This window comes from Methylobacterium sp. WSM2598 (assembly GCF_000379105.1).
Taxonomy (GTDB): domain Bacteria; phylum Pseudomonadota; class Alphaproteobacteria; order Rhizobiales; family Beijerinckiaceae; genus Methylobacterium.
Window position 1 is genome coordinate 1 of the sequence record NZ_KB900610.1, and the last position, 25,316, is coordinate 25,316.

24 protein-coding genes and 1 pseudogene are annotated in these 25,316 nt (G+C 61.8%); 16 read left to right on the forward strand and 9 right to left on the reverse strand.

Translation table 11 applies throughout. The annotated features are described in order from the left end of the window. The 4 genes and pseudogenes from MET2598_RS0134895 to MET2598_RS40285 all read left to right on the forward strand — a co-directional run. Positions 1-750, forward strand: a pseudogene (locus MET2598_RS0134895) (DEAD/DEAH box helicase); the annotation flags it as partial. Further along, on the forward strand, positions 743-1,945 hold the full coding sequence (locus MET2598_RS0134900; RefSeq protein WP_018263978.1) for a GIY-YIG nuclease family protein: 1,203 nt from the start codon (positions 743-745) through the stop codon (positions 1,943-1,945). The pseudogene MET2598_RS0134895 and the gene MET2598_RS0134900, both read left to right, overlap by 8 nt. A 72-nt stretch (positions 1,946-2,017) precedes the next feature. Beyond that, positions 2,018-3,487, forward strand: a complete 1,470-nt coding sequence (locus tag MET2598_RS0134905; RefSeq protein ID WP_018263979.1) for an SIR2 family protein — start codon at positions 2,018-2,020, stop codon at positions 3,485-3,487. 1 nt (position 3,488) lies between these two features. Continuing rightward, entirely contained in the window at positions 3,489-3,977 is a 489-nt protein-coding gene (locus MET2598_RS40285) for a TIR domain-containing protein (RefSeq protein ID WP_084674069.1), read from the forward strand. A 152-nt stretch (positions 3,978-4,129) separates the two neighbouring features. Here the strand turns inward: MET2598_RS40285 and MET2598_RS0134915 are convergent, their stop codons facing one another. Continuing rightward, entirely contained in the window at positions 4,130-4,744 is a 615-nt protein-coding gene (locus tag MET2598_RS0134915) for a recombinase family protein (protein WP_018263981.1), read from the reverse strand. A 468-nt stretch (positions 4,745-5,212) separates the two neighbouring features. Between MET2598_RS0134915 and MET2598_RS0134920 the strand changes: the two genes are divergently transcribed. The 3 genes from MET2598_RS0134920 to MET2598_RS37925 all read left to right on the forward strand — a co-directional run bounded on the left by MET2598_RS0134920 (position 5,213) and on the right by MET2598_RS37925 (position 8,200). Then, a complete protein-coding gene (locus MET2598_RS0134920; RefSeq protein ID WP_018263982.1) occupies positions 5,213-6,664 on the forward strand; it encodes a DUF1254 domain-containing protein in 1,452 nt (483 codons plus the stop codon). A 136-nt stretch (positions 6,665-6,800) separates the two neighbouring features. After that, on the forward strand, positions 6,801-7,313 hold the full coding sequence (locus tag MET2598_RS0134925; RefSeq protein ID WP_018263983.1) for a hypothetical protein: 513 nt from the start codon (positions 6,801-6,803) through the stop codon (positions 7,311-7,313). 161 nt (positions 7,314-7,474) lie between these two features. Next, complete coding sequence (locus MET2598_RS37925) at positions 7,475-8,200, forward strand: hypothetical protein (protein WP_198293089.1); 726 nt, start codon at positions 7,475-7,477, stop codon at positions 8,198-8,200. Between the two features lie 290 nt (positions 8,201-8,490). Here the strand turns inward: MET2598_RS37925 and MET2598_RS0134935 are convergent, their stop codons facing one another. Beyond that, complete coding sequence (locus tag MET2598_RS0134935; RefSeq protein ID WP_018263985.1) at positions 8,491-9,648, reverse strand: DUF4268 domain-containing protein; 1,158 nt, start codon at positions 9,646-9,648, stop codon at positions 8,491-8,493. A gap of 354 nt (positions 9,649-10,002) precedes the next feature. Between MET2598_RS0134935 and MET2598_RS0134940 the strand changes: the two genes are divergently transcribed. The 4 genes from MET2598_RS0134940 (at position 10,003) to MET2598_RS0134960 (ending at position 13,528) form a co-directional block, all read left to right on the forward strand. Next, positions 10,003-10,368: a hypothetical protein gene (locus MET2598_RS0134940; RefSeq protein ID WP_018263986.1), complete on the forward strand. Its 366-nt coding sequence runs from the start codon at positions 10,003-10,005 to the stop codon at positions 10,366-10,368. Further along, positions 10,361-12,232, forward strand: coding sequence for a hypothetical protein (locus MET2598_RS0134945; RefSeq protein WP_018263987.1), 1,872 nt, complete (start codon positions 10,361-10,363; stop codon positions 12,230-12,232). The genes MET2598_RS0134940 and MET2598_RS0134945 overlap by 8 nt, the downstream gene beginning before the upstream one ends. Positions 12,233-12,846: 614 nt before the next feature. Continuing rightward, positions 12,847-13,197, forward strand: a complete 351-nt coding sequence (locus MET2598_RS0134955) for an H-NS histone family protein (RefSeq protein ID WP_018263989.1) — start codon at positions 12,847-12,849, stop codon at positions 13,195-13,197. Positions 13,198-13,201: 4 nt separating this feature from the next. Next, complete coding sequence (locus tag MET2598_RS0134960) at positions 13,202-13,528, forward strand: hypothetical protein (RefSeq protein WP_018263990.1); 327 nt, start codon at positions 13,202-13,204, stop codon at positions 13,526-13,528. On the opposite strand, the gene MET2598_RS0134965 is transcribed toward MET2598_RS0134960, so the two are convergent. From MET2598_RS0134965 to MET2598_RS0134995, 7 genes are all read right to left on the reverse strand, one after another. Then, positions 13,525-13,863, reverse strand: coding sequence for a hypothetical protein (locus tag MET2598_RS0134965; protein ID WP_018263991.1), 339 nt, complete (start codon positions 13,861-13,863; stop codon positions 13,525-13,527). The genes MET2598_RS0134960 and MET2598_RS0134965 overlap by 4 nt on opposite strands. A gap of 746 nt (positions 13,864-14,609) precedes the next feature. Further along, the gene (locus MET2598_RS0134970; protein ID WP_018263992.1) at positions 14,610-15,689 is read right to left on the reverse strand and encodes a replication initiator protein A; all 1,080 of its coding nucleotides are present in this window, start codon (positions 15,687-15,689) and stop codon (positions 14,610-14,612) included. A gap of 55 nt (positions 15,690-15,744) precedes the next feature. Continuing rightward, positions 15,745-16,062, reverse strand: a complete 318-nt coding sequence (locus MET2598_RS0134975; protein WP_018263993.1) for a ribbon-helix-helix domain-containing protein — start codon at positions 16,060-16,062, stop codon at positions 15,745-15,747. Beyond that, a complete protein-coding gene (locus MET2598_RS0134980) occupies positions 16,040-16,705 on the reverse strand; it encodes a nucleotide-binding protein (RefSeq protein ID WP_026191105.1) in 666 nt (221 codons plus the stop codon). The genes MET2598_RS0134975 and MET2598_RS0134980 overlap by 23 nt, the downstream gene beginning before the upstream one ends. A gap of 132 nt (positions 16,706-16,837) precedes the next feature. Beyond that, a complete protein-coding gene (locus MET2598_RS38360) occupies positions 16,838-19,579 on the reverse strand; it encodes an AAA family ATPase (RefSeq protein ID WP_051086626.1) in 2,742 nt (913 codons plus the stop codon). Continuing rightward, positions 19,551-19,910 carry a plasmid mobilization protein gene (locus tag MET2598_RS0134990; RefSeq protein ID WP_018263995.1) on the reverse strand — a complete coding sequence of 120 codons (360 nt, stop codon included), beginning with the start codon at positions 19,908-19,910 and terminating at the stop codon, positions 19,551-19,553. The genes MET2598_RS38360 and MET2598_RS0134990 overlap by 29 nt, the downstream gene beginning before the upstream one ends. A gap of 238 nt (positions 19,911-20,148) precedes the next feature. Then, on the reverse strand, positions 20,149-20,988 hold the full coding sequence (locus tag MET2598_RS0134995) for a hypothetical protein (RefSeq protein ID WP_018263996.1): 840 nt from the start codon (positions 20,986-20,988) through the stop codon (positions 20,149-20,151). Positions 20,989-21,068: 80 nt separating this feature from the next. On the opposite strand from MET2598_RS0134995, the gene MET2598_RS37935 reads away from it, so the two are divergent. The 5 genes from MET2598_RS37935 to MET2598_RS41855 are packed head-to-tail and all read left to right on the forward strand — an operon-like array spanning position 21,069 to position 25,172. Further along, positions 21,069-21,791: a hypothetical protein gene (locus MET2598_RS37935; RefSeq protein WP_018263997.1), complete on the forward strand. Its 723-nt coding sequence runs from the start codon at positions 21,069-21,071 to the stop codon at positions 21,789-21,791. 5 nt (positions 21,792-21,796) lie between these two features. Next, positions 21,797-23,590, forward strand: a complete 1,794-nt coding sequence (locus tag MET2598_RS38365) for a type IV secretory system conjugative DNA transfer family protein (RefSeq protein WP_018263998.1) — start codon at positions 21,797-21,799, stop codon at positions 23,588-23,590. A gap of 2 nt (positions 23,591-23,592) precedes the next feature. Beyond that, positions 23,593-24,126 (forward strand): hypothetical protein, encoded by a 534-nt coding sequence (locus MET2598_RS37945; RefSeq protein WP_018263999.1) that lies wholly within the window; start codon positions 23,593-23,595, stop codon positions 24,124-24,126. Then, positions 24,123-24,629, forward strand: coding sequence for a hypothetical protein (locus MET2598_RS41850; protein ID WP_157182362.1), 507 nt, complete (start codon positions 24,123-24,125; stop codon positions 24,627-24,629). The genes MET2598_RS37945 and MET2598_RS41850 overlap by 4 nt, the downstream gene beginning before the upstream one ends. Before the next feature lie 51 nt (positions 24,630-24,680). Next, a complete protein-coding gene (locus MET2598_RS41855; protein ID WP_157182363.1) occupies positions 24,681-25,172 on the forward strand; it encodes a hypothetical protein in 492 nt (163 codons plus the stop codon). Positions 25,173-25,316 lie beyond the last annotated feature (144 nt).

Genomic DNA, 25,316 nt, shown 5'->3' on the forward strand with positions numbered 1-25,316 from the left:
CCGAAGAACCCACAGAGCGGCCCCGCCCCCGGCTTCGACTACGGCGAGGGGGGTTACGATCCGGACAAGTGCAATGTCGGCTTCAACGAGGAGTCCGGCAAATTCCAGATCGAGATCAAGGGCTTGGCTACGCCCAAGAGCGAGGAAGCGTCCCGCATCTGTCAGGAGGACCTGAACGAGGTGATCGCCGCCTTCGTGCAGGACAAGACGACGATCGAGCGCGGCCTGTTCGATGAGGAGCTGGTGCCCGAGGAGCTTACCCAGGTGCGTATGGGGAAGATCATCAAGGACAAGTACCCGCACCTGGACGATGAGGATCAGGAAGCCATCCGCCAGCATGCCGTGGCGGCGCTCAATCTCACGCAGAAGGCCAAGGAGGTCGCCTCCGGCAGCTCGCTTCTGGAGGAGAAGGCCAACACGGCCTTTGTCGATGGCGTCCGCAAATTCGCGATGGATGTGCGGGAGCTGGACATCGACCTGATCGACCGGGTCAACCCGTTCGGGGAAGCCTATTCCATCCTCGCCAAGACCATGAGCGAGGACAGCCTGAAACAGGTCGCGGCGGCGATTGCCGCCAAGCGAACGGCCCTGACGCCCGAGGAGGCGAAGGAGCTGGCGGTGCGTGCCGTCCGGTTCAAGAAGGAGCGGGGCCGCCTTCCGTCGATCAGCTCGACCGACGCCTGGGAGAAACGCATGGCCGAGGGCGCAGCCGCCTTCGTCCGCTTCAAGGATGAGGGCCGCTATGAGTGATCTCGACCTTGATGAGCTGCGCTCCGAACTGGAGGACTTTGCCCAGCCGGAAAAGAGGGGCGGGCGGTCGCCCCAAGAGGAGCGGGTGATTGCCGGCTTCGAGGACATACAGCGCTTCGTGCAGACGCATGGGCGCGTCCCGCAGCATGGCGAGGATGGTGACATCTTCGAACGGCTCTGCGCCGTGCGGCTCGACCGGCTCCGGGCGCTCAAGGAGTGTCGTTCCCTCCTGGCGGCGTTCGACCATCAGGGATTGCTGACCCAGGCCCAGGCTTCGCCCGTCGCGCCGGCGGAGCAGATGGACGACGATGAGTTACTGGCAGAGCTGGAGGGAGCCGCAGGATCATCCGACATCACGCAGTTGCGCCATGTCCGTAGCAGTGTCGACAAGCGCGAGGCGGAAGAAATCGCGACCAGGGAAAAGTGTCCGGATTTCGAAAACTTCAAACCGCTTTTTGAGCAGGTTCAAAACGACCTCGCCAGAGGACTTCGCACAACAAGGCCCTTTGTCAAAGATGCCGGGTTCTCAAAGGCAGAAATCGCGGCAGGTCAGTTCTTTATTCTAGGAGGGCAGACGGCCTACGTTGCGTCAGTTGGAGAAGCTATAAAAGCACCAAACGGAGAGTCGGACGCCCGGCTGAGGGTTATATATTCCAACGGCACCGAGAGCGACTTGCTTCTGCGGTCGCTGCAACGCGCCCTCTACAAGGATGATGCAGGCCGGCGCATCACCGAGCCAACGGCGGGGCCTCTATTCGCGGACAAGGACGAGGATGGGGACGAGGCCAGCGGTAAAATCTACGTCCTGCGCAGCAAGGCAGATCATCCGACCGTCGCCGCTCACCGCGATATCCTCCATAAAATCGGCGTCACGAGCGGCAGCGTCGAGCGGCGGATAGCTAATGCCCGTATCGACCCAACCTTTCTGATGGCCGATGTGGAGATTGTCGCGACCTATGAGCTGTTCAATATCAACCGCGCGAAATTGGAAAACCTGATCCACCGGATCTTCGGACATGCGCGCGTCGATATTGAGATCAAGGACCGCTTCGGCAAACCTGTAGTGCCGAAGGAATGGTTTCTAGTCCCACTCTTTGCCATAGACGAGGCCGTAGATCGTATCAAAGACGGTTCGATCACTGGATACATTTATGATCCGGAAACAGCGAAACTGGCTCACACGGCGGATGCTTAGACCCCTTGAACAATCTAGTTTGCGGTCCTTCGGGACCGCGTTCGCTGCACACACGGCGGCGGAGGCTGCACGATGAAAAGGCCCAAACCTTCCGGACAGGCCGACCGGGACACGGAGGATTTTCTTTCCAAGTACCTGAAGGAGCTGAACGCGGACAATGCCGCGGTGTTCGTCGGTGCCGGTCTGTCGAAGGCGGCAGGCTATGTCGACTGGCCAGGGCTTCTGTCGGAAGTGGCGCAGACGCTAGGCCTAGACGCCAGCAAGGAAACCGATCTGGTCGCGCTTGCGCAGTACCACCTCAACTCCAACGCCACGAACCGGCATCAGCTGAGCCAGCTTCTGATTGACGAATTTTCCGATCTGAAGGCTCCGACAGAGAACCACGAAATTCTGGCACGCCTGCCAATCCGGACGTTCTGGACGACGAACTATGACCGTCTCATCGAGAAAGCTCTCGAGGCCGGCGGCAAGCGCGTCGATACAAAATACACTCAGGAACATCTCGCCACGACGAGGCGCGGGCGCGATGCCGTCGTGTATAAAATGCATGGCGACATCGAGCATCCGGACAAAGCAATTCTGAGCAAGGACGACTATGAGCGGTACCATCAGACCCATGGCCCGTTCACGACCGCTTTGTCTGGCGACCTGGTAGAAAAGACGTTTCTGTTTCTGGGTTTCAGTTTTACTGATCCCAACCTCGATTTTATCATGTCGAGGATACGGGCCACATTCACGAACCATCAAAGGCAGCATTACTGCATCGCCCGCAGGCGTGCTCGCTTCAAAGGCGAAAAGGAAGCAGAATATCAATATGCGTTGACCAAACAGAATTTGGTCACACAGGATTTGATGCGCTTCAATATCAAGACGATCTTTGTAGACGATTTTCCCCAGATCACCACGTTGCTTAAGACGCTCGAGGATCGCTATCGCCGCCGCACGGTTTTCATATCGGGCAGCGCCGCTGACTATGGCTCTTGGGGCCAGGGCGCGACCGAGGAGTTCGTTGCCAAGCTGTCGAGGGCGCTTATCGAAAAGGACCTGCGGATCACGAGCGGCTTCGGCGTCGGCATTGGGGGCGCGGTCGTTACCGGAGCCGTGCAGCAGATTTACTCGACGCGTCAGCGTAGCGTGGACGAACAGCTCGTGCTGCGGCCTTTTCCGATCGGGATCAAAGATCCAGACGAGCGTCAGAAGACATTTACACGCTACCGCGTAGAGCTGATCGCCCAGGCTGGCATCGCCGTTTTCGTGATGGGCAATAAGAAGGTTGGCGCTTCGATCGTCACAGCGGACGGTATGCGAAGCGAGTTTGAATTGGCCAAGGAAAGAGGTCTCTTTCTAGTTCCGGTCGGTGCTTCTGGATCGATGTCAGCGGAGTTGTGGAACGAGGTCACGAAGGACTTCGACAGATTTTTTCCTTCAGCTCCGCCAAAAGTCAGGAAGCTGCTGGAAGGACTAGGCGAGCCGACCGACAAGCCGGAAACTCTGCTCGGTCCGTTGCTCGACCTCATTAACGTTTTAACGTCAGGGACATAGTATGGCACGCCACACGTTCTTCAGTTTTCATCATCAGCGGGACTCATGGCGCGCTAGCCAGGTGCGTAATAGCTGGGTCACCCAGGACCGCATTGACTCAGGCTTTTGGGACGCTGCTGAATGGGAAGAGGTGAAGAAAAAAGACGATGCGTCCATTCAAAGGTGGATTGATGGGCAGATGAAGGGGACGTCTGTTACGGTTGTTCTAATCGGCGCACAGACATCTCAGCGGAAGCACGTCGGATACGAAATTTCGCAGAGCCATAAGCTCAAAAAGGGCATGCTTGGGATTTACATTCACAACGTGAAAAATGTGGATGGATTTACCGATCTTCAAGGCGCAAACCCTTTTGATAACTGGCAGACCGAGCTGAACGGACAGAAGGTGCTCCTCTCCTCTATCTATCCTACATATGATTGGGTCTATAATGACGGGCGCAATAATATAGGCACCTGGATCGAAGCTGCCGCCAAGAAGGCGGGCCGATAGCGGCATCAGAGCTGGACGGAACCCGGCCAGTTCGCTGATCTGACATACCCAGGGATTTTAGGCACAGATCTGGCCCGCCTGCTGCCGCAGCAGGCGGGCATCCGAAAGGGCGATGCCGGCGTCATGCAATAGCATGTTGAACCGGAGCGCCATTACGCGGCCTTCATGCGCTTTGAAATCCGCTGCAACGTCGTCCGGCTGCAGCCGGTCGCGGCCATGATCTGCGCCCATGTCTGCTTCGCCTGCAGCATGGAGGCGATGGCTTCGTTGCGGGCCCTGTCCTCCGGCCGCCCCTTGTAGAGGCCGGCAGCCTTGGCGCGGGCCTGCCCCTGCGCCTGTCGGCGGCGCCGGTCGTCGTAGTCCTTGCGGGCAGCAGCAGCCAGCACGTCCAGCATCATGCCATTGATGGCCTGGAACACCCGGCCGGTGAATTCATCGGTGGGGGCGGCAAAGCTCCAGGAGGTTGGCAGGTCGAGGGAGACGATGCGCACCCGCTTGGCGTCGATCTCCGCCCGCAGCTTGCGCCAGTCCTCTTCGGTCAGACGGGATAGCCGGTCGACCTGCTCGATCAGTAGGATATCGCCAGGCCGGCAATCCCGCAGAAGGCGGAACAGCTCGGGCCGCGCCAGCGTCGTCCCGCTTTCATTCTCGATATAGGCCGACGCGATCGTCAGACCGCGCTCCTCGGCAAAGGCATCGAGCTGCGCACGCGCGCGGGTCGCGTCCTGATCGGAGGTGGAGGCTCGAAGATAGGCGCGGACGAACATGACCCCCCCTTTTGGTCCGATTTGGATAGGGTTCATAATAATGGTCCGTTTTGAATGGTCAAACGGTATTTATCGGACCAGGATTTTGACGGTCCGATAAAGGCATACCCATACCGAACCGAAGCCGGCGCGTGCCGTGGCGGAAGGCCTACCATTCCAAATGGCTCATGGACCCGAGTTGGAGCCACGTTCCAAAGCTCGAAGACAAGGGCTGGCGTTCCATTCGGCTCATCCCACACGGGCAAGACCTATTAGACCGTGAGACATACAGTGCGCTTCCGGGCCGAACCGGGCCGCTGTCTCATTCGATCAAGCTGCCTTGCTCAGCCTCGGTATGCTGCCGCGCGCTGCGATCCGATGTGGATCTCGAACTGTGAGTTGGCGAAGCCGATCCGACCGAGCCCAGACTGGCGGCGGGGCGCGACACCGAAACGGCCTGCCTGAGCGGGCAATTCTCAGGAGGCACTCATGGATGTCACCCGACGCATCTTCGCTGCAGGCGCCGCCGCGGTCCCGTTCGTAGGCCCCGTCCTTCCACGGGCCTGGGCACAGTCCGCCGGCCAGGATGCGCCGGTCATCGGCAACCATGCGGTCGCGGATCCGCTGGAGATGGCGACCGACGCCTACATCTACGGCTACCCGCTGGTCACCATGGAGATGACCCGGCGCGTGCTGACCAACGTCGCCGCGCCCGAAGGTCTCAAGGGCGCCCCGATGGGCCAGTTCACCCATGCCCGCGAGTACCCAGGTCCGGAGTTCAAGTCCGTCACGGCGCCCAACGCCGACACGCTCTACTCCGTTGCTTTCATGGATGTCGGCAAGGAGCCCTATCTCTTCAGCCTCCCGGACATGGACGGCCGCTACTACCTCATGCCAATGCTCAGCGCGTGGACGAACGTGTTCGCCGTGCCGGGCAAGCGCACGACGGGGACCGGGCCGCAGACCTACTTCCTCGCCGGACCTGGCTGGAACGGCAGCGTGCCGTCCGGCGCCAAGCTGATCCAGGCGCCGACCAACCTGATCTGGATCATCGGCCGGACCTACTGCACAGGCACGCCCGAGGATTACAAGGCCGTACACGCCCTGCAGGACCAGTACAGGCTCATCCCAGCGAGCGCGGCCGGAAAGTCGTACACGCCGCCGGCCGGCCGGGTTGATCCGAGCATCGACACGAAGACGGCCGTGCGCGAGCAGGTCAACCGCATGGATGCGATGACCTACTTCAACCTGCTGGCCGCTCTGATGAAGGACAACCCGCCGGCACTCGCCGACGGAGTGCCGGTGGCCAAGATGGCCTCGCTTGGCATCGTGCCGGGCCAGCCCTTCGATCCGGCAAGCCTGCCGCCCGCCACCCGCGAGGCAATCGAGCGGGCGCCGAGGGAAGGGCTTGCCCGCATCATGGAACACATCAAGACGGCCGGCGAGCACGTGAACGGCTGGACCTTCACCACCAATGGCGGCGACTACGGCAAGGACTACTTGCAGCGCGCCTTCATCACCGCGGTGGGGCTTGGCTGCAACCTGCCGCAGGACGCGGTCTACCCGCTGACCAAGGTCGACGCCGCGGGACGCCAGCTGAGCGGCACCTCGAAGTACGTGATGCGCTTCCCGGCCGGCGAGTTGCCGCCCGTCAACGGCTTCTGGTCGCTGACGATGTACGACGCGGACTACTTCTTCGTCGAGAACCCGCTCCACCGCTATACGGTGAGCCCACGCAATGACCTCAAGCTCAATCCGGACGGCTCGGTCGACCTCCACATCCAGAACGAGAGCCCCGGCACACAGCGGGAGTCGAACTGGCTGCCGGCCCCGAAGGGGCCCTTCATCCTGATGCTGCGCAACTACTGGCCGAAGGATGCGCTGCTGAGTGGCTCCTGGGCTCCGCCGCCGGTCATCCGCAGCTCCAGCGCCACGCTGTAGGCGGGCAGCACGGGCTACTGCGAGCGATGCACAAGCACGCCCAGCCGGCAGCGACGGAAGACGAGGCCAGTCGCTGGGTGCTGCGACAGCCTCGCTTGTTTCGGGAGGCAGGACTATGAGGACACGCCGCAGCTTGATGGTCGCCGCCGCTCTGGCAGTGCCCTCCCTGGCTTCGCTCAGGACGGCCCTGGCGCAACCCACCGCCGAGCAACTCAAGACGGCCGACTTCCTGTTCGTGCAGACCGCGAGAGGAATGACCTTCGACAAGACCGCGAACACGGTCACCCTGGGCGGCGTGAGCCCGGTCACGGTGTTCTTCTCCGACCGGCCCGAGCGCATCGCGGGCAACATGAAGACGGCCGCGTTCATCCCGCTCTGGGCCAAGGGCAAGGACAGCTTCAAATCCGACCCGCCGAACGCCGACATCTCGCTGCTGGAAGGCGACAAGCTCACGCAGATCGTGGCCGAGTTGCAGGACCCGGTCCTGAACGGCGAGGACCTTACCTACACCGTCAAGATCCTGAAGGGCGACATGCCGACCCGCGGCGGGGAGGTGTCGGTGTTCATCGATATCTTCGGCCGGCCGCTGACGCCGATTTCGTTCGCGGGCATTGCCCGGCGCCGCTTCCGGCGGGCCTTCCTGTACTGAGGCTCGCGCTCGACTGCGAACGAAGGGAACGAAGGGAACGAAGTCCGAAGCCTCGGGGCGGCGTGCCGAAGATCCGCTCCGCACTGACAAGCCGGGCGAAGGCTGCACCCACTCTTGCCCGACCACGGCCGGGCCACCCACCACGAGAGATGGAGGCTATCATGGCGCATTTGGACGTTTCCAAGCTCGACATCACGAAGACGAACGCGGCCATCGACCGGCTGCTCGAGGTGACGGACAATCCACGTCACCGCTTCATGCTCCACGCCTATTACCGCCACCGCTACCTGGAGATCGCCGGCCGTTACGAAGAGATCTTCGCGCCCGAGATGATGTCCGACAAGGCCATCTATCACTTCCATGCCGGCGAGACCAATGCCGAGCTTGAAGGCAAGGACGCGATCAAGAGCCTCTACAAGATGTGGGCCGAGACCAATCAGAACATCTTCTACGTCGATTACGAGGAAGTAGCGGTCGCGGATCACTACATCGCTTCCGTCTCCACCCTGCACCAGCAGGTCTGGGGCGGTTCACTCAAGATGAGCCGGGCACTATCAGTCCTGCCGGGCTTCCTCTCCGAGCGGATTCTGAAGCGGGTTCTGGCCAGCAAGGGGTTCACGCCCCACGACGACGCGATGTACCTCTACAGCAACACGATCCAGATGATCTGGCCCTACGACGACGAGTGCCGTCTCATTGGCGAGGACGTGTGGGAGCCGGATCCGGAGAAGGCCGTGATCACCAAACTGGATGCGTCGCAGGTGCTTACGGCCGCACGCGCGGCACAACTTCTCGAGCCGTACATCAAGCCGTTGCCGTCGTTCGACGAAGTGGCCCGGGAGAGGGCGACAGGCCGGCAGCCAGAGCTGAGCCCCAAGGTCGCCTGATCAGCCGCGCCGTTGGATCATCGAGCAAGCTTTCGGTTGGATCGGGCGCTGCCGCGAGCGGCGCTCGATTACTGCGGCGCTCCGTAACGCCCAATTGGCGAAGGTCCGCTTCGTAGGTTCCAGAAGCCGCTCTTATGCGGAAGGCAGTCCCTTCGGAAACGGCCGTGAACGACGGTCTTCTAAAGGCGCACTCATAGCGAACCGACAGTGCCGGTTCTCATTCGCATACCCATAGCGAACCGGCGGTGCCGGTGTTCATCTCTGTCACCATCGCGGTCATCATCAGGTTCTCAGCCTGCCAGACGAAGCCCAGCCGCAGGACCTTGACCGTTCCTGAGTCTAGTATTGAGGGCCGCAATCGGTGCGGAGAAGGTGTCCTGCAAGCGTTGCATATGGTCGGTCATCCAGCCGATCATGGCCGGCCAGTTCTCGCGGTCGTAGCCGTCGAAAGTCTGTGTGTATACGATCCGGCAAGCCTTCTTGTCATCGAGCCGGAGCCAGTCGAGCGGTGCTCCGAACTTCTCCCCCAGCACCTCTTTTTGCTCGAGGAGTTGGTCAAAAACCCACTTGTTCTCGGTCGCGTCGCCGCGCGTGATGCCCACTTCCACTCGTGCTTCATCCTTTGAGAAGATCAGGGTGAAACTCACCCCGGACATCCCTGTGGCCGCGTTCAACCAGTGTTCCTGCGAGGGGCTGATCGAATTAAAGCGGCTGAGACCAGCAGAGCGGAGCTGTTCGAGCGCTTGCTCCCAAAAGGCGAGGCGCAGAAGGTGACGCGGCTTCTGCACGGCTTGGGTGGTTTTCTCCTCTGTCTCCTTCGTCGCCATGCCGATCATGAAATCGGCGGCCTCGGGCGTTGGGACGATCTGCTGGAGATCTAGGAAGAGCTCGTCCCCGTGACTGTAGGGCACCACACGAAAGCATTGCGCCCGAATGTTGTGGCTCAGCAGCCAGAGCACCGCTGCCGTGACTTCCTTCCGGAAGTTCGCCGCGACGAGCATAAGCCGTTGGCCATTACCGGCGTTGAGCTGGACTTCTTGTAGATCCTCCGCCCCGAGGAACTCGCAGATCCGCTCGACGGCTTTAGCGCCCTTCTCATGGCGGTCGAGGTAGCTCTGGAAAATGTCGACGATCTGCGCCTTGGTCAGGCTTGAGCAGTAGGCGGCATACTTGAGCGCCTGCCAGGTCACGTCTCGGCCCGAGTCGTCGAGCTTATTCTCAATGACAACGAGCTGGCCGTCTTTGTCTAGCGCGAGGAGGTCAAGCCGCTCACGCGTGTCCGCGAAACCGTCGAACTCCTTCTGGATGATGAGGAGTTCCTCGCCTAGGGCGTCGGGCAGGCCGGCTAGCCACTCTTGTAGGTGGTCGCGCTCGCGCAGTCCGAGATCTCCGAAGCGTCGCTCCTCCAGCCGCCGGATGCGGTTCTCGGCGCGGTTGACCTGGAACATAGCTAGCCGACCTCCACATCAATCGCGCGGCTTCGCCGACACGCACTCAAGGGGAACTGCGCCCCTTCACAGGCCAAAAACTGGACCCTGGCAAGGTCCGCCTTGCGTCGGAAGCGGCTGTCAAGGTCGGTTCGTTAAAGGCTCATTCCTAGCGAACCGACGCCGGTTCGTAGCTGACGGCTGACAGGAAGACTTGCTGCCCCGGTTTCCAACGGGTCCGTCATTAGCGTGCCTTGACGCCCCCAAAACCGCCCCCAAAAATTGCCCATACGGCCCCCAGAAAAATGTCCAAGATTGCGGGCGACGGATGGCCTTCCGACCTGCATCTTCACGGCGTCAACCGAGGACACGCCGATGACCGAGCTGTTTGATTTCTCATCCGCCCATGAGTTCGAGCTTTCCCGCCATGCGGCTGTCAGGGTCGCTCAGCGCTGCATCCCGGACGACGTTGTCGCTCTGGTGCTGGAATTTGCCGATATCGACTATCCCGCCATGCAGGGCCGCCGCCGGCTCAAGCTGTCCCATCGGCGTGTGGGGGAGCTGATGAGTGAAGGCTTCGATTACGCCCTGGTCGATAAAGCCCGCAGCGTGGAACTGATCGTCGGACAGGGAGACCGGGTCGTGACCGCTTTGCGCTGTGATCCGATGCCCTTGAGGCGCACGCGCCCCTCCCGGCAGCGCCGGTCCGCCCAGGCACGCCGTGAGATGGCCCATGTCTGAGGGAACCGTTATCGACGCCCGCGCCCGCTTCGCAGATGAGCGGAACGAAAAGGAGGCGGACAGCGTGGCTGCTGCCGCGCGGCACGCGGAAAGCCTGCAGCAGACCCGTGCACGCCTTGAAGAGGCGGATCAGATCGCGCGCGAGGTGTCTTCCTCGCGACGCGTACCTGAGGCTGACAGGCCACTCCTCGCGCGAAACCTAGGCCGCATGATCGAGGCTCAGGGAGCGGATAAAGCCCACTCTCGCATCGCCGACCTCTTCAGGCGGACCTTCGGGAGCGACGGCGCGGCGAGCGCCCTCAAAAAGCGCAAGCGCTTCATCCGCCTGGATGGGGAAGCCATGGGCGAGCCGGACATGCCAGGAGAGTACCAGGCCGATGGGCGGGTCTTTCTCAGGCTGGCGGAAGGCTGGGCAGAGCTTGCGCGCTCTGGTCACTCATCGCCGGACGACGTTCGGCGTCAGGCTGTCCTGAACCTCGTTGAGAATACAGGGTTCGACTCGCGCACACGATCGTCGCTTCGCCGGTCCGAAGCGGGGCGGCAGGAATTTACCGACCGGATGGACGACGTGCTTGCCGCCGTAGAGGCCGGGGCCGGCGATCTGAACGCCTATTTCGATGCCGCCGGAGAGATCGACCTTGAAGCGGATATCGTCAGGATGGATGCCCGGACCTCGTTCTACCTTCAGAACAATCTGGGCTGGACGAACCTGCGTCTGCCTGTTCCCGACCCGCTTGATGACGATGTCCCCGTGATCGGACCCAGCGGGGAGAATGGGGACCGCCTGGATCGCAGCACGCATTGGCTGGCTCCTAAGGTGCTGATCGGGTTTCTGTATGCGCCTGTGCCGGTCGATGATGCCGTAAGCTTTACGCTTCGGGACATGAAAGGCCGCCCGTCTCACGATGACGAGCTGGTGCAGATCCTCATCGAGCGCTACGGGCCGGATCGACAGGCGCTGTACGAAACGCTGGTGTCGGAACACCGGAAAGATGCCGAGAGTATTCCTGATTACGACTTCGAGGACATCGAGGCGTATGTGTCTCATCGAGACGCCGAGCGCGCCTGCGCTCTTCGCTTCCTCCAACGGTTGCAGAGCGAACTTGCGTTGCCTGCCCTTCCGGCGGACCTGCTAGATCTGGAGGCGGAGCGCATCAGAAATGCGTTGATCGAACAGTACGGTTTGGCGCCATCCGGCCTGATTGATGCGTCGTCCGAAAGCCTCAGCGAAGTTCATTTTGATATAATTAAATCTGGATATACCAGCAAAAAGCCGCTGACAGCTTGGGTCGCGCACTCCGTAATTCTGTCATTGCACCGTGAGCGATCCACAGGCCGCACGCGCCTCGCATTCACAGTTTCGGCAGACGAGATGCGCTTGGAATATGACAGGGTCATTTATCGTTTCCCGCGCGGTGCGCGTGATCAGGGTTACTCCTCGTCTCAATTTGAGGACGGAACGGTTTCCTGCTTCATGGAGCGTGATGATAAAGGCTATCTGTTTGGTGATGAATTCGATCTGCGTCTTGGGAGTGACTTGGAAGGCACGCGAGCGCTCCATTTCATTCCGGGGAATCAGGCACTTGATATGGCCTTCAGGTCGGTCGGGCGGGATCTCGATGTTCAGTATGATGCTGTGTTCAGTCCGCTCTACAATGACTATCCGAAAGCCTTTTCGCCTGCCCCGCCAAATACGATCGCGGGTTCCATTCTGAGAAACCTGGCGTATGCCCCGGAGGGCGAACGGCTGGACGAGTTGTTGCTGGCTGATGCTCGCGACAAGGTGGGTGCGCTTCAGACTCTCCTGCGTGCTGAGGAGGATCGGTACAGACAGGGCGTCCGTCGCTTGATACCTAAAAACTGATGATTGGCAGAAGGATGCGGAGTCCTTTGCGGGAACAGACACCCCGTCCGCGACGCTACCGACAAGGCTGCGCCTCGACTTTTCCCGCAAATTGGGCAGTGAGGTGCGCGGTGTGGCGCCTTCCTGTCGATTTGAAGCCTACCTATCAGGGGCCGCGCTATAAGAGGCACTCGGCCTAGCACCTCGTTCCACTGCTACGTTGTGGCCGATATTCCCCCGCAGCTCGAGGAGCGGATTATCGGGCGGTTTGAGACCCCCCCATGGCGAGGGCTATTTTGGCTACACCACCAATCCGGCCGCTTTCGTGGAAATCGTGCCGTTCGGGAAGGTGATGAACGACGCCCGCCTACGGAACCCGATTTTCTTCCAGAAGCTCGGGATCACGAATACGATCTGATGGTGGTTTTCATAAACTCGGATCGCTGGAAACCGGGTTTTTAGGGCCGTAGAGTCGCCTCTGGGATTTATGGTTGTCAGGTAGGGGGAATTTAAAACAGGCTTATGGGCGATTAGATTTTCGGGGTCAGCGTTGATCCTAACGATGCCCTGACGGGCATAGGATCGTTAATCCGGCTCGCTTATGTCATCCTGATTGGCAAACCGGACGATTGAGAATGGCTGAAGCGGACAAGGGACGGAAGGGATCGGTTTTCGAGGCGCTGAAGGACATGAGCGCCGAGGAGCTGGGTGAGCTGATCGCAGCGGCGCAGGCGGAGCGCCAGCAGAAGATCGATGCGGCGCGGCTCCAGCTGAAGGCCGAATTCGAGGAGCGGGCTGCCAAGCTGAACCTCAGCCTTGAGGACGTGATCCGCGAACCGGAGCGCCGCAAGGCCGGGGGCAAGGTGGCCGCGAAGTACCGGGGCCCGCAGGGGGAGGAATGGTCCGGTCGGGGTAAGGTGCCGAACTGGCTGAAGGCGCTCGAGGCGTCCGGTCACAGCCGCGGGGATTTTGCCGTCAGGGAGTGAGGTCATGGACGGGGTGACGGAGTGGAAGGCCAGAAACGCGGCGGCGGCTGAAAAGCTGCGCCTGGCGTTGGCTACACCTCCGGCTGCGCGCTCCCCTGAACAGCAGCAGGATATCGACGCGGCGGCACAGGAACACCTCGAACAGCGGCTGGCATGGATCGATGTCGACGATTTCCCGATCGACAACCCGGAAAAGATCGTTCTGGATTCAGCGCGCGAGGCCGTGCGGATTTGGGCCTTGGAGGACCGGCGGGGCCTTTCGCAGGCTATGGGCGATCTGCAGCATGCCCTGCCGTTCATGTTCGCGGCGTATGGCCGGAGGCCGGATTAGCGGCCCCTCCCCTTCCCACGGTCGCGCGGATCGTGGCCGGCGATGGGGAAGCCCTGTTCGTAGTGGGCCTTTTCCCTCGCAATCCGCCGCTCAAGGGCGGCCTGCTGCCGGATGAACACCTCGGGCGGGGTTTCGGACAGGCGGTAGCGGCTCTCGATGTTGTCGTACTGGCTGGTTTCGACCAAGTAGGGGCCGGAGCCGGGCATCTTCCTGTCGGCCGTCTGCCCGCCTTCCTGGGTGATCTCTGGCCCGCCTGAGACAGGCACGCTCACGCCCTCGTCGGATCGGCTGGGCTGAATGGCTGGGGTTTCGGCGTCCACGGTTCGGTTGTCCATCGACAAGCCCCTTTGCTCTGGTTCGACCGGGCGCAGGATTCGCCAGTGAAGCGATAGACCGCAACTATCGAGCGGGCCTTTCGGCTGGTCGTCGGCTGGTCACAGCTGGAATCTTGAAACCGTTGGCAGGCTGAAAGCCTGCCAACGGTCCCATACGGCCTGTCCCATTCCTTTGGTGAGATGGAAGCCCTGACATTCCTTCGGAGCCGACAATTTCCGAACACACGCATAGCGGTCGGCCGTCACCCGAAGGGCCGAAACGAAGTGGAGGACGGCGAAGCCGTTGACGGCCGGGCGCGGCGTGTAGACTTGGCGTCGGATCTGAAAGGGGAAGTCGTCGGCGGAGCCGACACCGCATGCATGCACTGAGGCGTACGGTGATACAACGATGCCAAGGCTGGCACAGGTCACAAAAGGCCGCAAGAGGTTTAAAGAGTTAATAGATTCTAGGTTAAAGAGTTAAGCCCCGATCCGCCTGTGGAAACTTGTGCATAATCAAAACCTTGGCCGTTTAGGCCGTTCCTGATGTCCCGATAATTCGTTCCTGAAGTCCCGATACTGAGCGTTCCCGATGTCCCGAGCTTCTGTTCCTGAAGTCCCGACGGGCGTTCCCGAAATCCCGAACGCGAAGCCGAATCAGTCACTTGTCCGGTATCCCCCCTTCGGAGGATGCTGGCGGCCCCTCTGAAAGCGAGGCTGGGTGCGGGTTTGGCGGGATATCAGGAACGCCTAATGGACGGTGCGGCTCAGGCGCCGTGGCGCTCGTGGTGGCGTTTGGCGAAGCCATAAAACGCCTTCTGATAGTCGTCCGGCATGGGCTTGTCGCTATCGAGCAGCCAGGCGTCGAAGTCGGCCTTCAGGGCGTACAGGTCCCATCCGGGGAAATCGCGCCGCACCAGCTGCATGGTCCTGTCGGTCAGTTCGGGCGTGAGGCGCGGCTGTGGTGGGTTGGGCTTTGGTGCAGGCTGCGCCCTGCGATCCTGCCCTTGCCGGACCATGCGTAGGGATGGCTCCGCGCCCTTCGTCGCCTCGATCAGGATGTCATAGCCGGGGATGACGCTTTCCGGCCCATAGGCATGCTTGGCAATCGCCAGCATCTCGAACTTGAAGCGCCGATAGGTGCCTTCCGCGCCCGATTTCTCGAACAGGGTCGGCATGGGGATGGCGAAGCCCTCGGGACCGGCAGCGCCGGCATGCTTGCGGGCCACGCGGTACAGCCAGCGTTCCCGCCCGCCGGTGATGCCGAAATACGCCGGATCAATCGCCAGAAGGTTCTTGTCCAGCAGGACGCCCTCGTGGAACCAGTCCGACACGGTGACGGTCATGCCGACGCTTTGCCCGGTTTTCTCATCCACCACGTCTGACCAGCTGTCGATCCAGCTGAACTGCCGCTCCTCCTTCTTGCCCTTGGGCCGGATGTTGGTGCGGATGGTGGTCGATTGCAGGCGGCCGAGCGCGTCCCGCAGTAGCTGATAGTCCCTGCCCCCGCTGTCGCGTCCGATGGTTTTCAGGACCTCGTAGGCCTGAAAATTCAGGGTGCGGGGGATGTCGTTGATGCCCTTCTTCCGCATCGCGTTCAGGGTCGAGGCGGCCCAGATGAGGATATCCGCGTCCCAGATGGTAGCCATGCCGAACTCAGGCGTGGCGAACACCTTCACCCATATGGTCCCGTCCGGGCTGGTGTACTCGATGGGCTTCAGCCGCTTGCGCTTGGCAAGGCTGAAAAACGGCCGCTCCATCGTCTCCTGCGTATCGCGGAAGGCGAGGTCCGACGTGTACGGAACGAACAGGTCGAACTGAGGATCTACGGCCCGCTTTTGGGTCACAGTGTCGACCTACCAGTATGGAATTCAACGTGTATGAACATCAACACGTATGGGTTCATGCTCGCTCGGGATGGATGATCCGCCCCCTGCCCTTCTTCACGAATAGGAGGTCTATCGCTTCCTCGAGCAGCGCCTGCGTGGACGTATCCTCCGTCACGGCGAGCAGCTTCAACTCCTTCGCCACCTTGGGCGGGAAGTGGCCGCCTACGAACTTCGTCCCCTCGCGGGATGGCCGGGAAAACTTGGGCTTCGCGGCCTTCTCCGGCTTGACGCTCTCCGCTTCCGCAACCTGGACAGGCTCGGGCGCGGGCGGCGCAGCCTGCTTGTCGAGAAGGGCCTGTAGGGAGCTTTTACGCGGTGCGGCGGCGGACATTCTTGGCCTCTGCGGTTTGGGTGAATAGGTTCATACACGTATAATCGTATAGGTGTTTGATTTCTTCCGCAGCCTTGCCCTCTGGCTCGAACTCCTGGGCGGTGTGGCCGGTCTGCTGAGCGCGAGAGTAGGTGATACGGTTGTGGATGCGGAGCGGCGCAAGGGTCGCCCCGAGCTGCTTCACGGCTTCCTCGGTGTCCCCGATCTCGCGGCCGCCCTGTGTCGGGCAGAAGGTCAGCACCACGGCGGACGGCTTGGCGAAGGCCCGGATCAGCTTCAGGGTCTTGTCCATCGCTGCCGCGTCGAGGACGGCCGGACGGGTCGGGATCAGGATGAAATCCGCATGCTCGGCCGCCTCAAAGGCGATGTCTTTTGCAACCGGGGGCGCGTCGATGAACGCGATATCGCATCCGCCCTCAGCAGCCAGTGCCAGGGTTTCCTTAAGCCGGGACGCCTGAAGCGACACCACGGCAGGGCTGGCATCCTTCCCGCGCGCATCCTTCCAGAAGCTGGCCGAGGCCTGCGGGTCGAGGTCGAACACGGCAGCGCTTTTGCCGTCCAGTTCGGCTGCTACGGCTAGAGCGGTGGCAAGCGTGGTTTTCCCAACGCCTCCCTTCTGGCTGATGATGGCTACGGTTTTCATGAGGCCGCCTAGGGCTGAGGGTGGCAACGCCTATGGATTCATAGGCCTATGGACTGAAACAAGTATGAAGGCATGGAATCAAACGTGCATACACGTTGCCACGTATAAGCCCATACGGTCAAGCTTGAACCATTAGCGGTCCCGGCTCCGGGTGCGTCCGGGGTCGCGGCTGCGGCCCGTGTAGCTGCCATCCGCCTTGCGTTCGGAGGCGCTGCGCCGCTGCTTCCAGGGGCTGTCCGTCTGCTGCTCCTGAGCGGCATGGCCGAATTCCGTGTGCATCCCTTGGTCCTGCTCGGACGATGCTCGCTGAAACTGGTCGGCAGGGGAGGGGCCTGCATCGTTCGCCCGGCCTCGGCCGTTGAACTGGTCGCGGTGCGACTTCCAGATGCTGGCGCGATCCTCTGCCAGCAAACGCCACGTTTTGCGCTCTCCGGCCACGTCTGCCGCGTGACGGCCGCGCATCTCATCCAGCCGGACCTGAAACTCCTTCGCCAACTTCGCCAGTTCGGTGTGCATGGCGGTCTGGCGGTTCGGAGGGTGGGCGCTTTTCAGCCCGTCCAGCCCCTGCAACGGCTCCTTGCTGCCGGGATAGTCGAGGGTCGTATCCTTGCGCCCGTCACGGCTGAAGGTGCTGGCAAGCCGGTTCCGGCTGCTGATCGAGTCCTTCGACCAGTGGATATCAACCCGCTCCCGGTGACGGCTCATACCCACGTATGCGGAATGCCGGTCCATGTGCCGGGTCGCAAACAGGTGGGTGCGGTCAACCGTGACGCCCTGGCTCTTGTGAACCGTTGCCGCATAGCCGTGGTCGATGTCGGCATATTCGCTCAGGCTGAAGGTGATGAGCGGGGCGTTGGCTCCGTCCATCCTGACGGTGACGCTATCACCATGCAGGCGGGCTATCGTCCCGAGGCTGCCGTTCCTGACGCCTAGCTTGCGGTCATTCTTCAGGAAATAGATGCGGTCGCCGGTCGCAAAGGTCCGGTTTCCCTGATTGGTTCTCAGCCTGCGATCGGTGCCGAGTTCGCCGGCATCACGGCGCGTCTGGCGGGCGCGTTCGTTCAGGTCGCGCACGTCAGCCTTGGTGTAGGCGAGGATGATCTGCGAGGCGTGGGGGTCGGTTTTCCGCGCCTCAGCCCATCGTCCAATCAGCGCGGCCTTGGCGTCGTCCTTCGTGTCGTGAGCATGCACCATGCCCGCGCTCTCATAGCGGGCGAGGGCTTCAACGGTCCTGCCGCTCGCCATTTCGCGGGTGGCGTCACGCTGCCATTCATGGGTCTGGCGTCGGACTTCCTCGATCCTCGCCGCGCCGAAGCGGTCAGCGATGGATCTGAACGCGCCGCCTGCCTCAATGGCCTGCAGCTGCTCAGGATCGCCTACCAGCACGACCTTTGCCCCTGCCTGGCGGGCTGCGCCTAGGACGCGCTCCATCTGGCGCGATCCGACCATGCCCGCCTCATCCAGCACCAGCACGTCCTTTGCCGTCAGCTTGTCGTGGCCCTTCTCCCACTGGTTCAGCAGGCTATGGATCGTCGCGCTGTCGATCTGCGATCCCTTCTGAAGCGCATCCACGGCGATACCGGACAGGGCGGCACCCCGGACACGGAAACCGGCCTTTTCCCAGCCCTCGCGCGCCACGCCGAGCGCCGTGCTTTTGCCTGCCCCTGCATACCCGACGATGCAGGCCAGCCCCTCGGCTCCAAGGATATGCTCGACGGCCTTCTGCTGCTGCGCCCCAAGCCTGGACAGGCCGTTGAACACGTCGCGCCTGGTCATCTGCGCCGCGCTGCCGTGCTGCCGATCACTGTGCAGCTTCTCAGCATGCCGGAGCATGCGGGCCTCGAGGGTCTGCGTTTCCGTGGTGGTGAACCGTTCGACGCCGGCAGCGTCCTTGCCGAGCTTCACGAATGACGGGGAAGCGGCGATCTTCTCCACGGCTGCCCGAAACGCCTCCTGATCTAACCCCATCTGGTCGAGGTGGCGGACAACGTCACGGCGCGTAAAGGTGGAATGCGAACGGGTGAGCGCGTCCAGCACCTTCGCCGCGTCGACCTTCTTCGGCTTGGTTGCCGGGGTAGGGGAGGCCTTATGCCTGTCCTGAATGGCCTTCCGGTCGGCCTGATACTGCTGCCATAGCCGGTCGGCCTCTGCCTTGCGGTCGAGGTTGGCGGTTTTCTGCGTCTCCTTCAGGCGGGAGACGTAGGCGTTGTATGCGGCCTTGATCTCGTCGGCGCGCTGCTTCGCCCGGTTGGTCTTGGCGGCCTTCCGGGCGTCCCATTCCTCGCGGCTGTCCTTGCTCCGGTCCTTCTTTGGCGGCTTGCGGCCGAGGTCCATAGCCTCGAACTTCGCGCGGCGGCCGGGGCTGCGGATCACGCCTTGCGCCTGCTCGTAATCGTCGGCCCAACGGTCCAGCTTGTGGCCGTCGTTGGACAGGGACGCGGCCTTGCCGGTTTCAGGGTCGACCAGATTGACGATGAGATGGACGTGTCGGGCCGCCGTATCGGTGTGTTGCGCTATGACGGCTTGGTGGTTTTCCAGCCCGAGGGTCCGCAAGGCGTCGAGCGCGGTTTCCAGCATGTGTTCGTCGGATGGTCTGTCATCGACGTGCCAGCTGAGGCTGAAGGCATAGACGGGCTGCTTCAGCTTCTGGCCTGTCGCCTTCACTCCGGCCCGCTTTTTCAGGTCGTCGGCGGCATCGCATAGCGCCATCATCTCGCGCCATGCCAGCTTGGGATCGTCCGTCGCCAGGTTGTGCATCTCGACAAAGCCAACCCGGTCGTCCGTTTCGGCTTCCTTGTCGTGCAGGACGTATTGCAGCGCGCCTTTGAAAGACGTTCCCCGGCCCTTAGTCTTGCGCCCCTTCGCCCAATTCATCGGAGCGATCTCCGGCTGCCTCGAGACGGGTCAGGAGTTCCCGCAGTTCGTCCAGAAGGCCCTCGATATTGCGGGCGCGGCGGGTGTCCCCGGTGGCGTTGCAGACGCGGGCAATCTGGTTGAGGTTCGAGCCGATGCGCGCCAGGTCGTGACGGTCCAAGGCGCTCAGGGTCTGGAACTGCTTGACCAGGATACGGCCCGACAGGGCCTGATCGCGGACGTAATCGGGTAAAGGGCGGTTGGACGCTGCCGCCAGCCCTTCGATGGCCGCCTTTTCATCAGGGCGCACACGGACGCGCAGAAACTCGCCGCGCTTGTCCAGATCGTTCATGCGTGGCCTGCCGCCGCGTCGGTAGGCCGGATTTTCGCCCGCCATGACACACCCTTACCCGGCCAGCGGGGTTTTAGGGGGAGCCCCCCTAACGAGCGTTTATGTGGAACATAAACATTGCTCGCTACCGGCTGCACTTAGGGTAACGGATGGCAATTAAAATACGATGAATCAACGCTTAAGCCGCAGTAATAGCTGGTCACAGGCTGGTCATGCAAGAAATCCTGCATGGCGCTGTTTAAACACTTCCGGCCGCCAACTCCGCATCAGCCAGCATGTCACAAATTTCCTCCGATGCTCGACGCATGCCGGCAATCGTCGACGGCCATCGACCTTCAGCATCCGGTGCCAGGTCGACGCCGATGCTGAGAATGTCGCGCACCCATTCCGCGCGGTTCTTGATGATGGCATGCTTCAGGTCGGCCATTGTCGGACGGTCGGCATAGGTGACGCTGCTGCCTGAGGCGAACACAGCGAATACGGGGGGAGTGGTCGTCAATTTCAGCGGCTGTGTGTCCGACTTCGTAACCAAGATGCCCTCAAGGGACGGCCGCAGGATGGCGAACATCGGCGCGCTGTTAAATCGGTCCTTCAGGACGATCAGCAGAGACGACTGCGCCGCAATGATAATTCCGTCCGCCCATTGCTGCATAAACCGTTGAAAATCCACGACGGCATAACGGTGTCGGATTGAGAAATTGAAAATGAAATCCTCGCTGTAATAGTCGCCTTCCGGTATCGGTATCGCCTGCCCGGACGAATACACGGCCAAAAGGCTGTTCGCCATCGCGTCGAGTGGATCGGGCGGCAACTTCGCGCTTTCGAGGAATTTGGCGCACCAGCCCAAAAAGATCGGGTCAGGGTTCGTCGGCTTGTGCTTGGGATCGTCTGATTTCCTGCGTTCCGTATGGCCTGCCAGGAACCGGCCGACCCTGCGGTGATCGACGTCGACGTCGTTCGCTGTAGAAATCAGCTTCGCCAGCGTCGGAGCGCCGAGGTTATAGGCGACGTTGTAGCGCAACAGGTCGCGCCGGATCTTCTCCCGCGCCTGCTCATCGAACATCTGACGCTGCGCCATGCGACCAATCCGTGACCACGACAGCATCCGGCCGCGCATGCGACCAGGCGGGACCGTAACTCTGCCACGGCTGCGCTCCAATGCAGAAATCCCGCCTTCCCAACGTCCATGCCAGCCCGGACCTGTGGCTGCTGGACCTCATCGAACAACTGCGGCCGGTCTATGCCAGCATCGGCCTGACCATCCCCGACAAGATCCGGGGGACGATAGCCTTCACCTCGCGCGGTCGGCCGCCGAGGGAGGACCGTAAGGGACCGGGCGTCTGGCCTGCTGAAACATGGCCTGCCTCGGCCTCGGCTGACGGGTACGTGCAAATCTTCATCCGGGCGGACTTCGATCAGCCGCAGGACATTGCCGGCATACTGGCGCATGAGCTGCTGCATGCAGCCCTCGGCGGTGTGAAGCACGGCAAGGAATTCCGCGACGCTGCCCTGCGGCTCGGGATGGAAGGCAAGATGAGCCATGCCCTGCCGGGGCAGGCCCTGTCAGGACGTTTAAACAAGCTGCTGGAAGGGGTCGGCCCTCTGCCGCGCGGTCGGTTGAATATCGACCAGGTGACGCTTTCCGGCCTCGCCGTCGCAGCCCTGAAGAAAAAGCAGACCACGCGCATGCTCAAGGCCGAATGCCTTGCGCCGGGCTGTGGCTACACGGCGCGCGTGGCCGCCCGGTGGATCAGCGATTGCGGTCCTCCCCATTGCCCGCTGCACGGCGCGATGACGACGCCGCCAGTGCCTGCGGCAAGCCCTGCTGAAGATGTCGAGGCCGAGGCGATTCCTCCGGCTGATCTCGACGCGGCGGAGTAGGGACCATGATCCAGCTGATAGCCGCGGGCGTGTTCGGGTGGGTCTGGCTCACCTATGCGCATGCCTTTTCGCTGTTCCTGTACTACCACGGCCCTGCTGCTCAGGCCCCGGCGCTGTACCAGTGGGGCGGACTGATCCTCGCGGGTCTGCTGATTGCGGCGCTCATGCTGCTGTCGACGATCGGCAACGCAGGCCGGGGCCGGGGCTGGTCCGACGGCATCTGGAATTCGACCATCGGGCGCAGGCTGACGGGCTACGTCTACCGATCCGCGCTGTTCGCATCCTCGACAGGGGTGTTTGGCCTGCCGGTGTGGGCGGTGACTGGCGACTACACCCTGACGGCCGCATCTGGCGCAACGGCCGCGTGGCTACTCAGCAGGCCGATAAAGATATTCCTCGGCCGGTCGACGCGCCCCCTGCGGTGGCTGATCGCCAACCGTCATGCCGGCATGGGCGGATCGGCGCGGTTCTCTGGCCTGCTGGATGAGTGGGCGAACCCTTGGGAGCCGGGGCAAATCCTGCTTGGCCGGTCGAAGTACGATCCGAACTGGATGGTCGGCATTCACGACGACCGCCACGTTCTGACGATGGCAACCAACAGGGCGGGCAAGGGTCGGTCGCAGATCGTCCCGGCGCTGCTGACATGGCCGGGGAGTGTGCTGGTCATCGACCCCAAGGGCCAGAATGCCGCCATTACCGCCCTGAAGCGGAAGGAGATGGGCCAGACCGTCCGCATCCTCGATCCGCTGGGCGAGATTAAAGACCCCGAGCTGAAAAAGCTGGTCGCCCGGTTCAATCCGCTGGCGTCTCTCAAGCTGGGCGCATTGGATTACGTCGAACAGGTCCGCGCCATCGCTGAGTCGTGTGTGGTGCCTAGCGGCGACAAAAACGGCGCGTTCTTCGACAATGCAGCCCGGACGCTGATCGCGGGCGTCAATGATCTTGTGGTGATGTCGGCAAATGTGCCGAACGATAAGCGCAACCTGGCGACGGTGCGTGAAATGCTCGTGAAGCTTGATGACAAGCTGCTCGAGGAGATGTCCGATATGGGCGGTCTGGCCGCCTCCGGCGCTGCCGGTTTGAAATCAGGCGGAGAGAATTCGACGGCCGACGTGAAGTTTACGGCCATGACCGCAACGGACTGGCTGGATAGTGCGGGCATGCAGAATGCGCTGAGCGCATCGGATTTCAGCCTGCACGATCTGAATGGCGGCAACACGACAATCTATCTGGTGCTGCCCTCAAGGTATCTGGACGAACACTCCCGGTTCTTACGGTTGTTCGTCAATCTCGCCCTGAAGGCCGCGACCGACGGCCGAAAGGGAAAGCATGCCACGCTGTTTCTGCTGGATGAATTCTACAGCCTCGGGCCGCTGACGCTGCTCGCAAAGGCCGCAGGATTGCTGGCGGGCTATGGCGTGAAACTCTGGCCCATCCTTCAAAATATCAGCCAGGTCAAGGAACTGTACCCGGAGAATTGGGAGACGTTCTTAGGCAATGCGGGCATCTGGACCGTGTTTGCCGTGAATGACAAATCGAGTTCCGAGTATCTTTCAGATCGCCTCGGCAAGCGCATCCTCTGGCGCAAGATGAAAGGCCCGACCGGATTTGAGTGGGAGATATCCGGCGCGGCTTTTCTCCGCGATCCGCAGGAATTGCGGAAGGAAATCAACCGTCGAAGTCAAACCGTGGCCGTGTTCACGGAGTCGGGCGAGGCATTTTTGCTGACCCGCAGCAACTACGACGAAATGTTCAACCGGGATGAATATTCGAGCGATCCCTTCGAAAAAGGAGAATAGCCGTGGACGCGGGTTTTCCTTGGGTGCTGGTGGCTGCGAAGCTGGTCACAGGTGCGGCGGGTGCAACTTTGGCCTGCTATGTCCTGCGGCTGGCATCCAGAACGCTCCGGGTGTTCGGCCGCCGCATGAACCGCACTTCGGGGCAGGCGGCTTACGCCGCAGCCGATGCCCTCGGTGTCGCGCTCGCATGGCCCTTTGAATGGGCCGTCGATCACGCTGACCGGTTCGTGGCACAAGGGGCAGAGTGGCGGGCGCAGCGCCGGATATGGCGCTCGGAATTCCGCCGTCAGATGTCCTGGGCTGAGTTTCGGCAGCAGCTGTCAGGGCAGGGGACAGGAACGGCAGTCCCCGATGGTCTGGCGGACGCGCTGAGCCTGCTGGGGCTGACGGAGCCGTTCACCCGCGACGATCTCGATATCCGGTTCAAGCGCACCATGCGGGCGGTCCACCCCGACAAGGGCGGATCGGAGTACCTGGCGCGGCTGGTGAACGAAGCCCGCGCCCTGATCCTCGAGCGGAAAGGGTGGAAGAAATGAGCCACAAGAACGAACTGGCGCTGCTGCGCGACCATCAGCTGGCAAAGCTGCGGGAGAGAACCGGCAAGCCTGTGCGCCTGATCCTGCCGCTGGCCTGCGGGGTCCATGACCGGGAATTCTTGGGGACCTTCAGTCGCTATTCACCCGATCAGAAGTTCAAATGCGAAAGCATCGAGCCGGTAAAAAAAGCGCCCATCATTGACCGTCTCAAGGCGCTCCTGAAGGGAAAGCGGGCTGAAACCGCTCCCGCCGATGATGTACTGCTGGATGATGTTGCCTGCCCGCGCTGCGGTACTTTGGATGTCTGGACGCTCTGCTATCGCTGCAACAGCTTCGTCTGCAACGGCAGGCGGGCCGCCTCCGGCTATTACGAATGCCGCGATAGCTGCGGAGGGCGAGGGACCACAAAACCCCTTGTCACGATCGACGGCGCCAGCGGCGGCGGGTCGTCCTCACCCATTGCCATCGGCCATTCGTCAGTGAAGCGCCTGACCAAAGGATGACCATGCCGGGATGAAGCGCCGGCATGTTACTCTTGATGAAAGGAGGTAACGATGGAAAGCGTGGATTTTGGCGAGCTTTCCTTTGGCATTCCGGACGATTGCCCTAACCGGGACGTGTTCCGCGATGTCATCAAGGATGAGCTGAATTACTTCTTTGCTGCTGATCTGGCGCGGGCGGCTTATTGCGCGTCGGAGTATGTTCGATGCCAGGACGTGCCACTTCCATTTTTCGAGAATTGGGAAGCGGCGGTGCATTATCGGGCGGCTCAGATGGCGCTTTCTCCGGCCGCACAGAAGTGGGGAAATTTTAGACATAGCGTCTATGATAGGTTTTCCGACATTGCTGACGACGGCGATCGACAGACCCCGGCTATTCCGGGTTGGCATCTCGATGAGCTGTTCGTAACCGTCGCGCCCAGGGCGCAGCGACAGGCCGCGCCGCAATCGCAAAGGCAGGCGGTTCAGCAACCCCGCACCTGGCGGCTCGATCAGATGAAGGTGGTCGAGCCCCAAAAGGACAAAGGCAGGGGCCGGGGGCGGTAACAGCCGGGCCGATCAGGGCAGCAAAGCACGACACAGGCTCCCGTCAACGGCTTCGCCGTCCTCCACTTCGTTTCGGCCTTCGGTGACGAAACCCCGCTTACGCGCTGAAGGGGAAGGTGATCGGGACGGAGGAATGATCGTCTT

Coding starts and splice junctions, on each gene's coding strand:
- MET2598_RS0134995 (WP_018263996.1), bottom strand. CDS start 20,988: ATGGCGCAGCGTCAGATGTTCGATGAGCAGGCGCGGGAGAAGATCCGG.
- MET2598_RS41855 (WP_157182363.1), top strand. CDS start 24,681: ATGGAAAGCGTGGATTTTGGCGAGCTTTCCTTTGGCATTCCGGACGAT.
- MET2598_RS0134980 (WP_026191105.1), bottom strand. CDS start 16,705: ATGAAAACCGTAGCCATCATCAGCCAGAAGGGAGGCGTTGGGAAAACC.
- MET2598_RS0134905 (WP_018263979.1), top strand. CDS start 2,018: ATGAAAAGGCCCAAACCTTCCGGACAGGCCGACCGGGACACGGAGGAT.
- MET2598_RS37935 (WP_018263997.1), top strand. CDS start 21,069: ATGCAGAAATCCCGCCTTCCCAACGTCCATGCCAGCCCGGACCTGTGG.
- MET2598_RS38360 (WP_051086626.1), bottom strand. CDS start 19,579: ATGAATTGGGCGAAGGGGCGCAAGACTAAGGGCCGGGGAACGTCTTTC.
- MET2598_RS37925 (WP_198293089.1), top strand. CDS start 7,475: ATGGCGCATTTGGACGTTTCCAAGCTCGACATCACGAAGACGAACGCG.
- MET2598_RS0134975 (WP_018263993.1), bottom strand. CDS start 16,062: ATGTCCGCCGCCGCACCGCGTAAAAGCTCCCTACAGGCCCTTCTCGAC.
- MET2598_RS38365 (WP_018263998.1), top strand. CDS start 21,797: ATGATCCAGCTGATAGCCGCGGGCGTGTTCGGGTGGGTCTGGCTCACC.
- MET2598_RS40285 (WP_084674069.1), top strand. CDS start 3,489: ATGGCACGCCACACGTTCTTCAGTTTTCATCATCAGCGGGACTCATGG.
- MET2598_RS0134940 (WP_018263986.1), top strand. CDS start 10,003: ATGACCGAGCTGTTTGATTTCTCATCCGCCCATGAGTTCGAGCTTTCC.
- MET2598_RS0134915 (WP_018263981.1), bottom strand. CDS start 4,744: ATGTTCGTCCGCGCCTATCTTCGAGCCTCCACCTCCGATCAGGACGCG.
- MET2598_RS0134900 (WP_018263978.1), top strand. CDS start 743: ATGAGTGATCTCGACCTTGATGAGCTGCGCTCCGAACTGGAGGACTTT.
- MET2598_RS0134925 (WP_018263983.1), top strand. CDS start 6,801: ATGGTCGCCGCCGCTCTGGCAGTGCCCTCCCTGGCTTCGCTCAGGACG.
- MET2598_RS41850 (WP_157182362.1), top strand. CDS start 24,123: ATGAGCCACAAGAACGAACTGGCGCTGCTGCGCGACCATCAGCTGGCA.
- MET2598_RS0134945 (WP_018263987.1), top strand. CDS start 10,361: ATGTCTGAGGGAACCGTTATCGACGCCCGCGCCCGCTTCGCAGATGAG.
- MET2598_RS0134935 (WP_018263985.1), bottom strand. CDS start 9,648: ATGTTCCAGGTCAACCGCGCCGAGAACCGCATCCGGCGGCTGGAGGAG.
- MET2598_RS0134960 (WP_018263990.1), top strand. CDS start 13,202: ATGGACGGGGTGACGGAGTGGAAGGCCAGAAACGCGGCGGCGGCTGAA.
- MET2598_RS0134990 (WP_018263995.1), bottom strand. CDS start 19,910: ATGAACGATCTGGACAAGCGCGGCGAGTTTCTGCGCGTCCGTGTGCGC.
- MET2598_RS0134920 (WP_018263982.1), top strand. CDS start 5,213: ATGGATGTCACCCGACGCATCTTCGCTGCAGGCGCCGCCGCGGTCCCG.
- MET2598_RS0134955 (WP_018263989.1), top strand. CDS start 12,847: ATGGCTGAAGCGGACAAGGGACGGAAGGGATCGGTTTTCGAGGCGCTG.
- MET2598_RS0134965 (WP_018263991.1), bottom strand. CDS start 13,863: ATGGACAACCGAACCGTGGACGCCGAAACCCCAGCCATTCAGCCCAGC.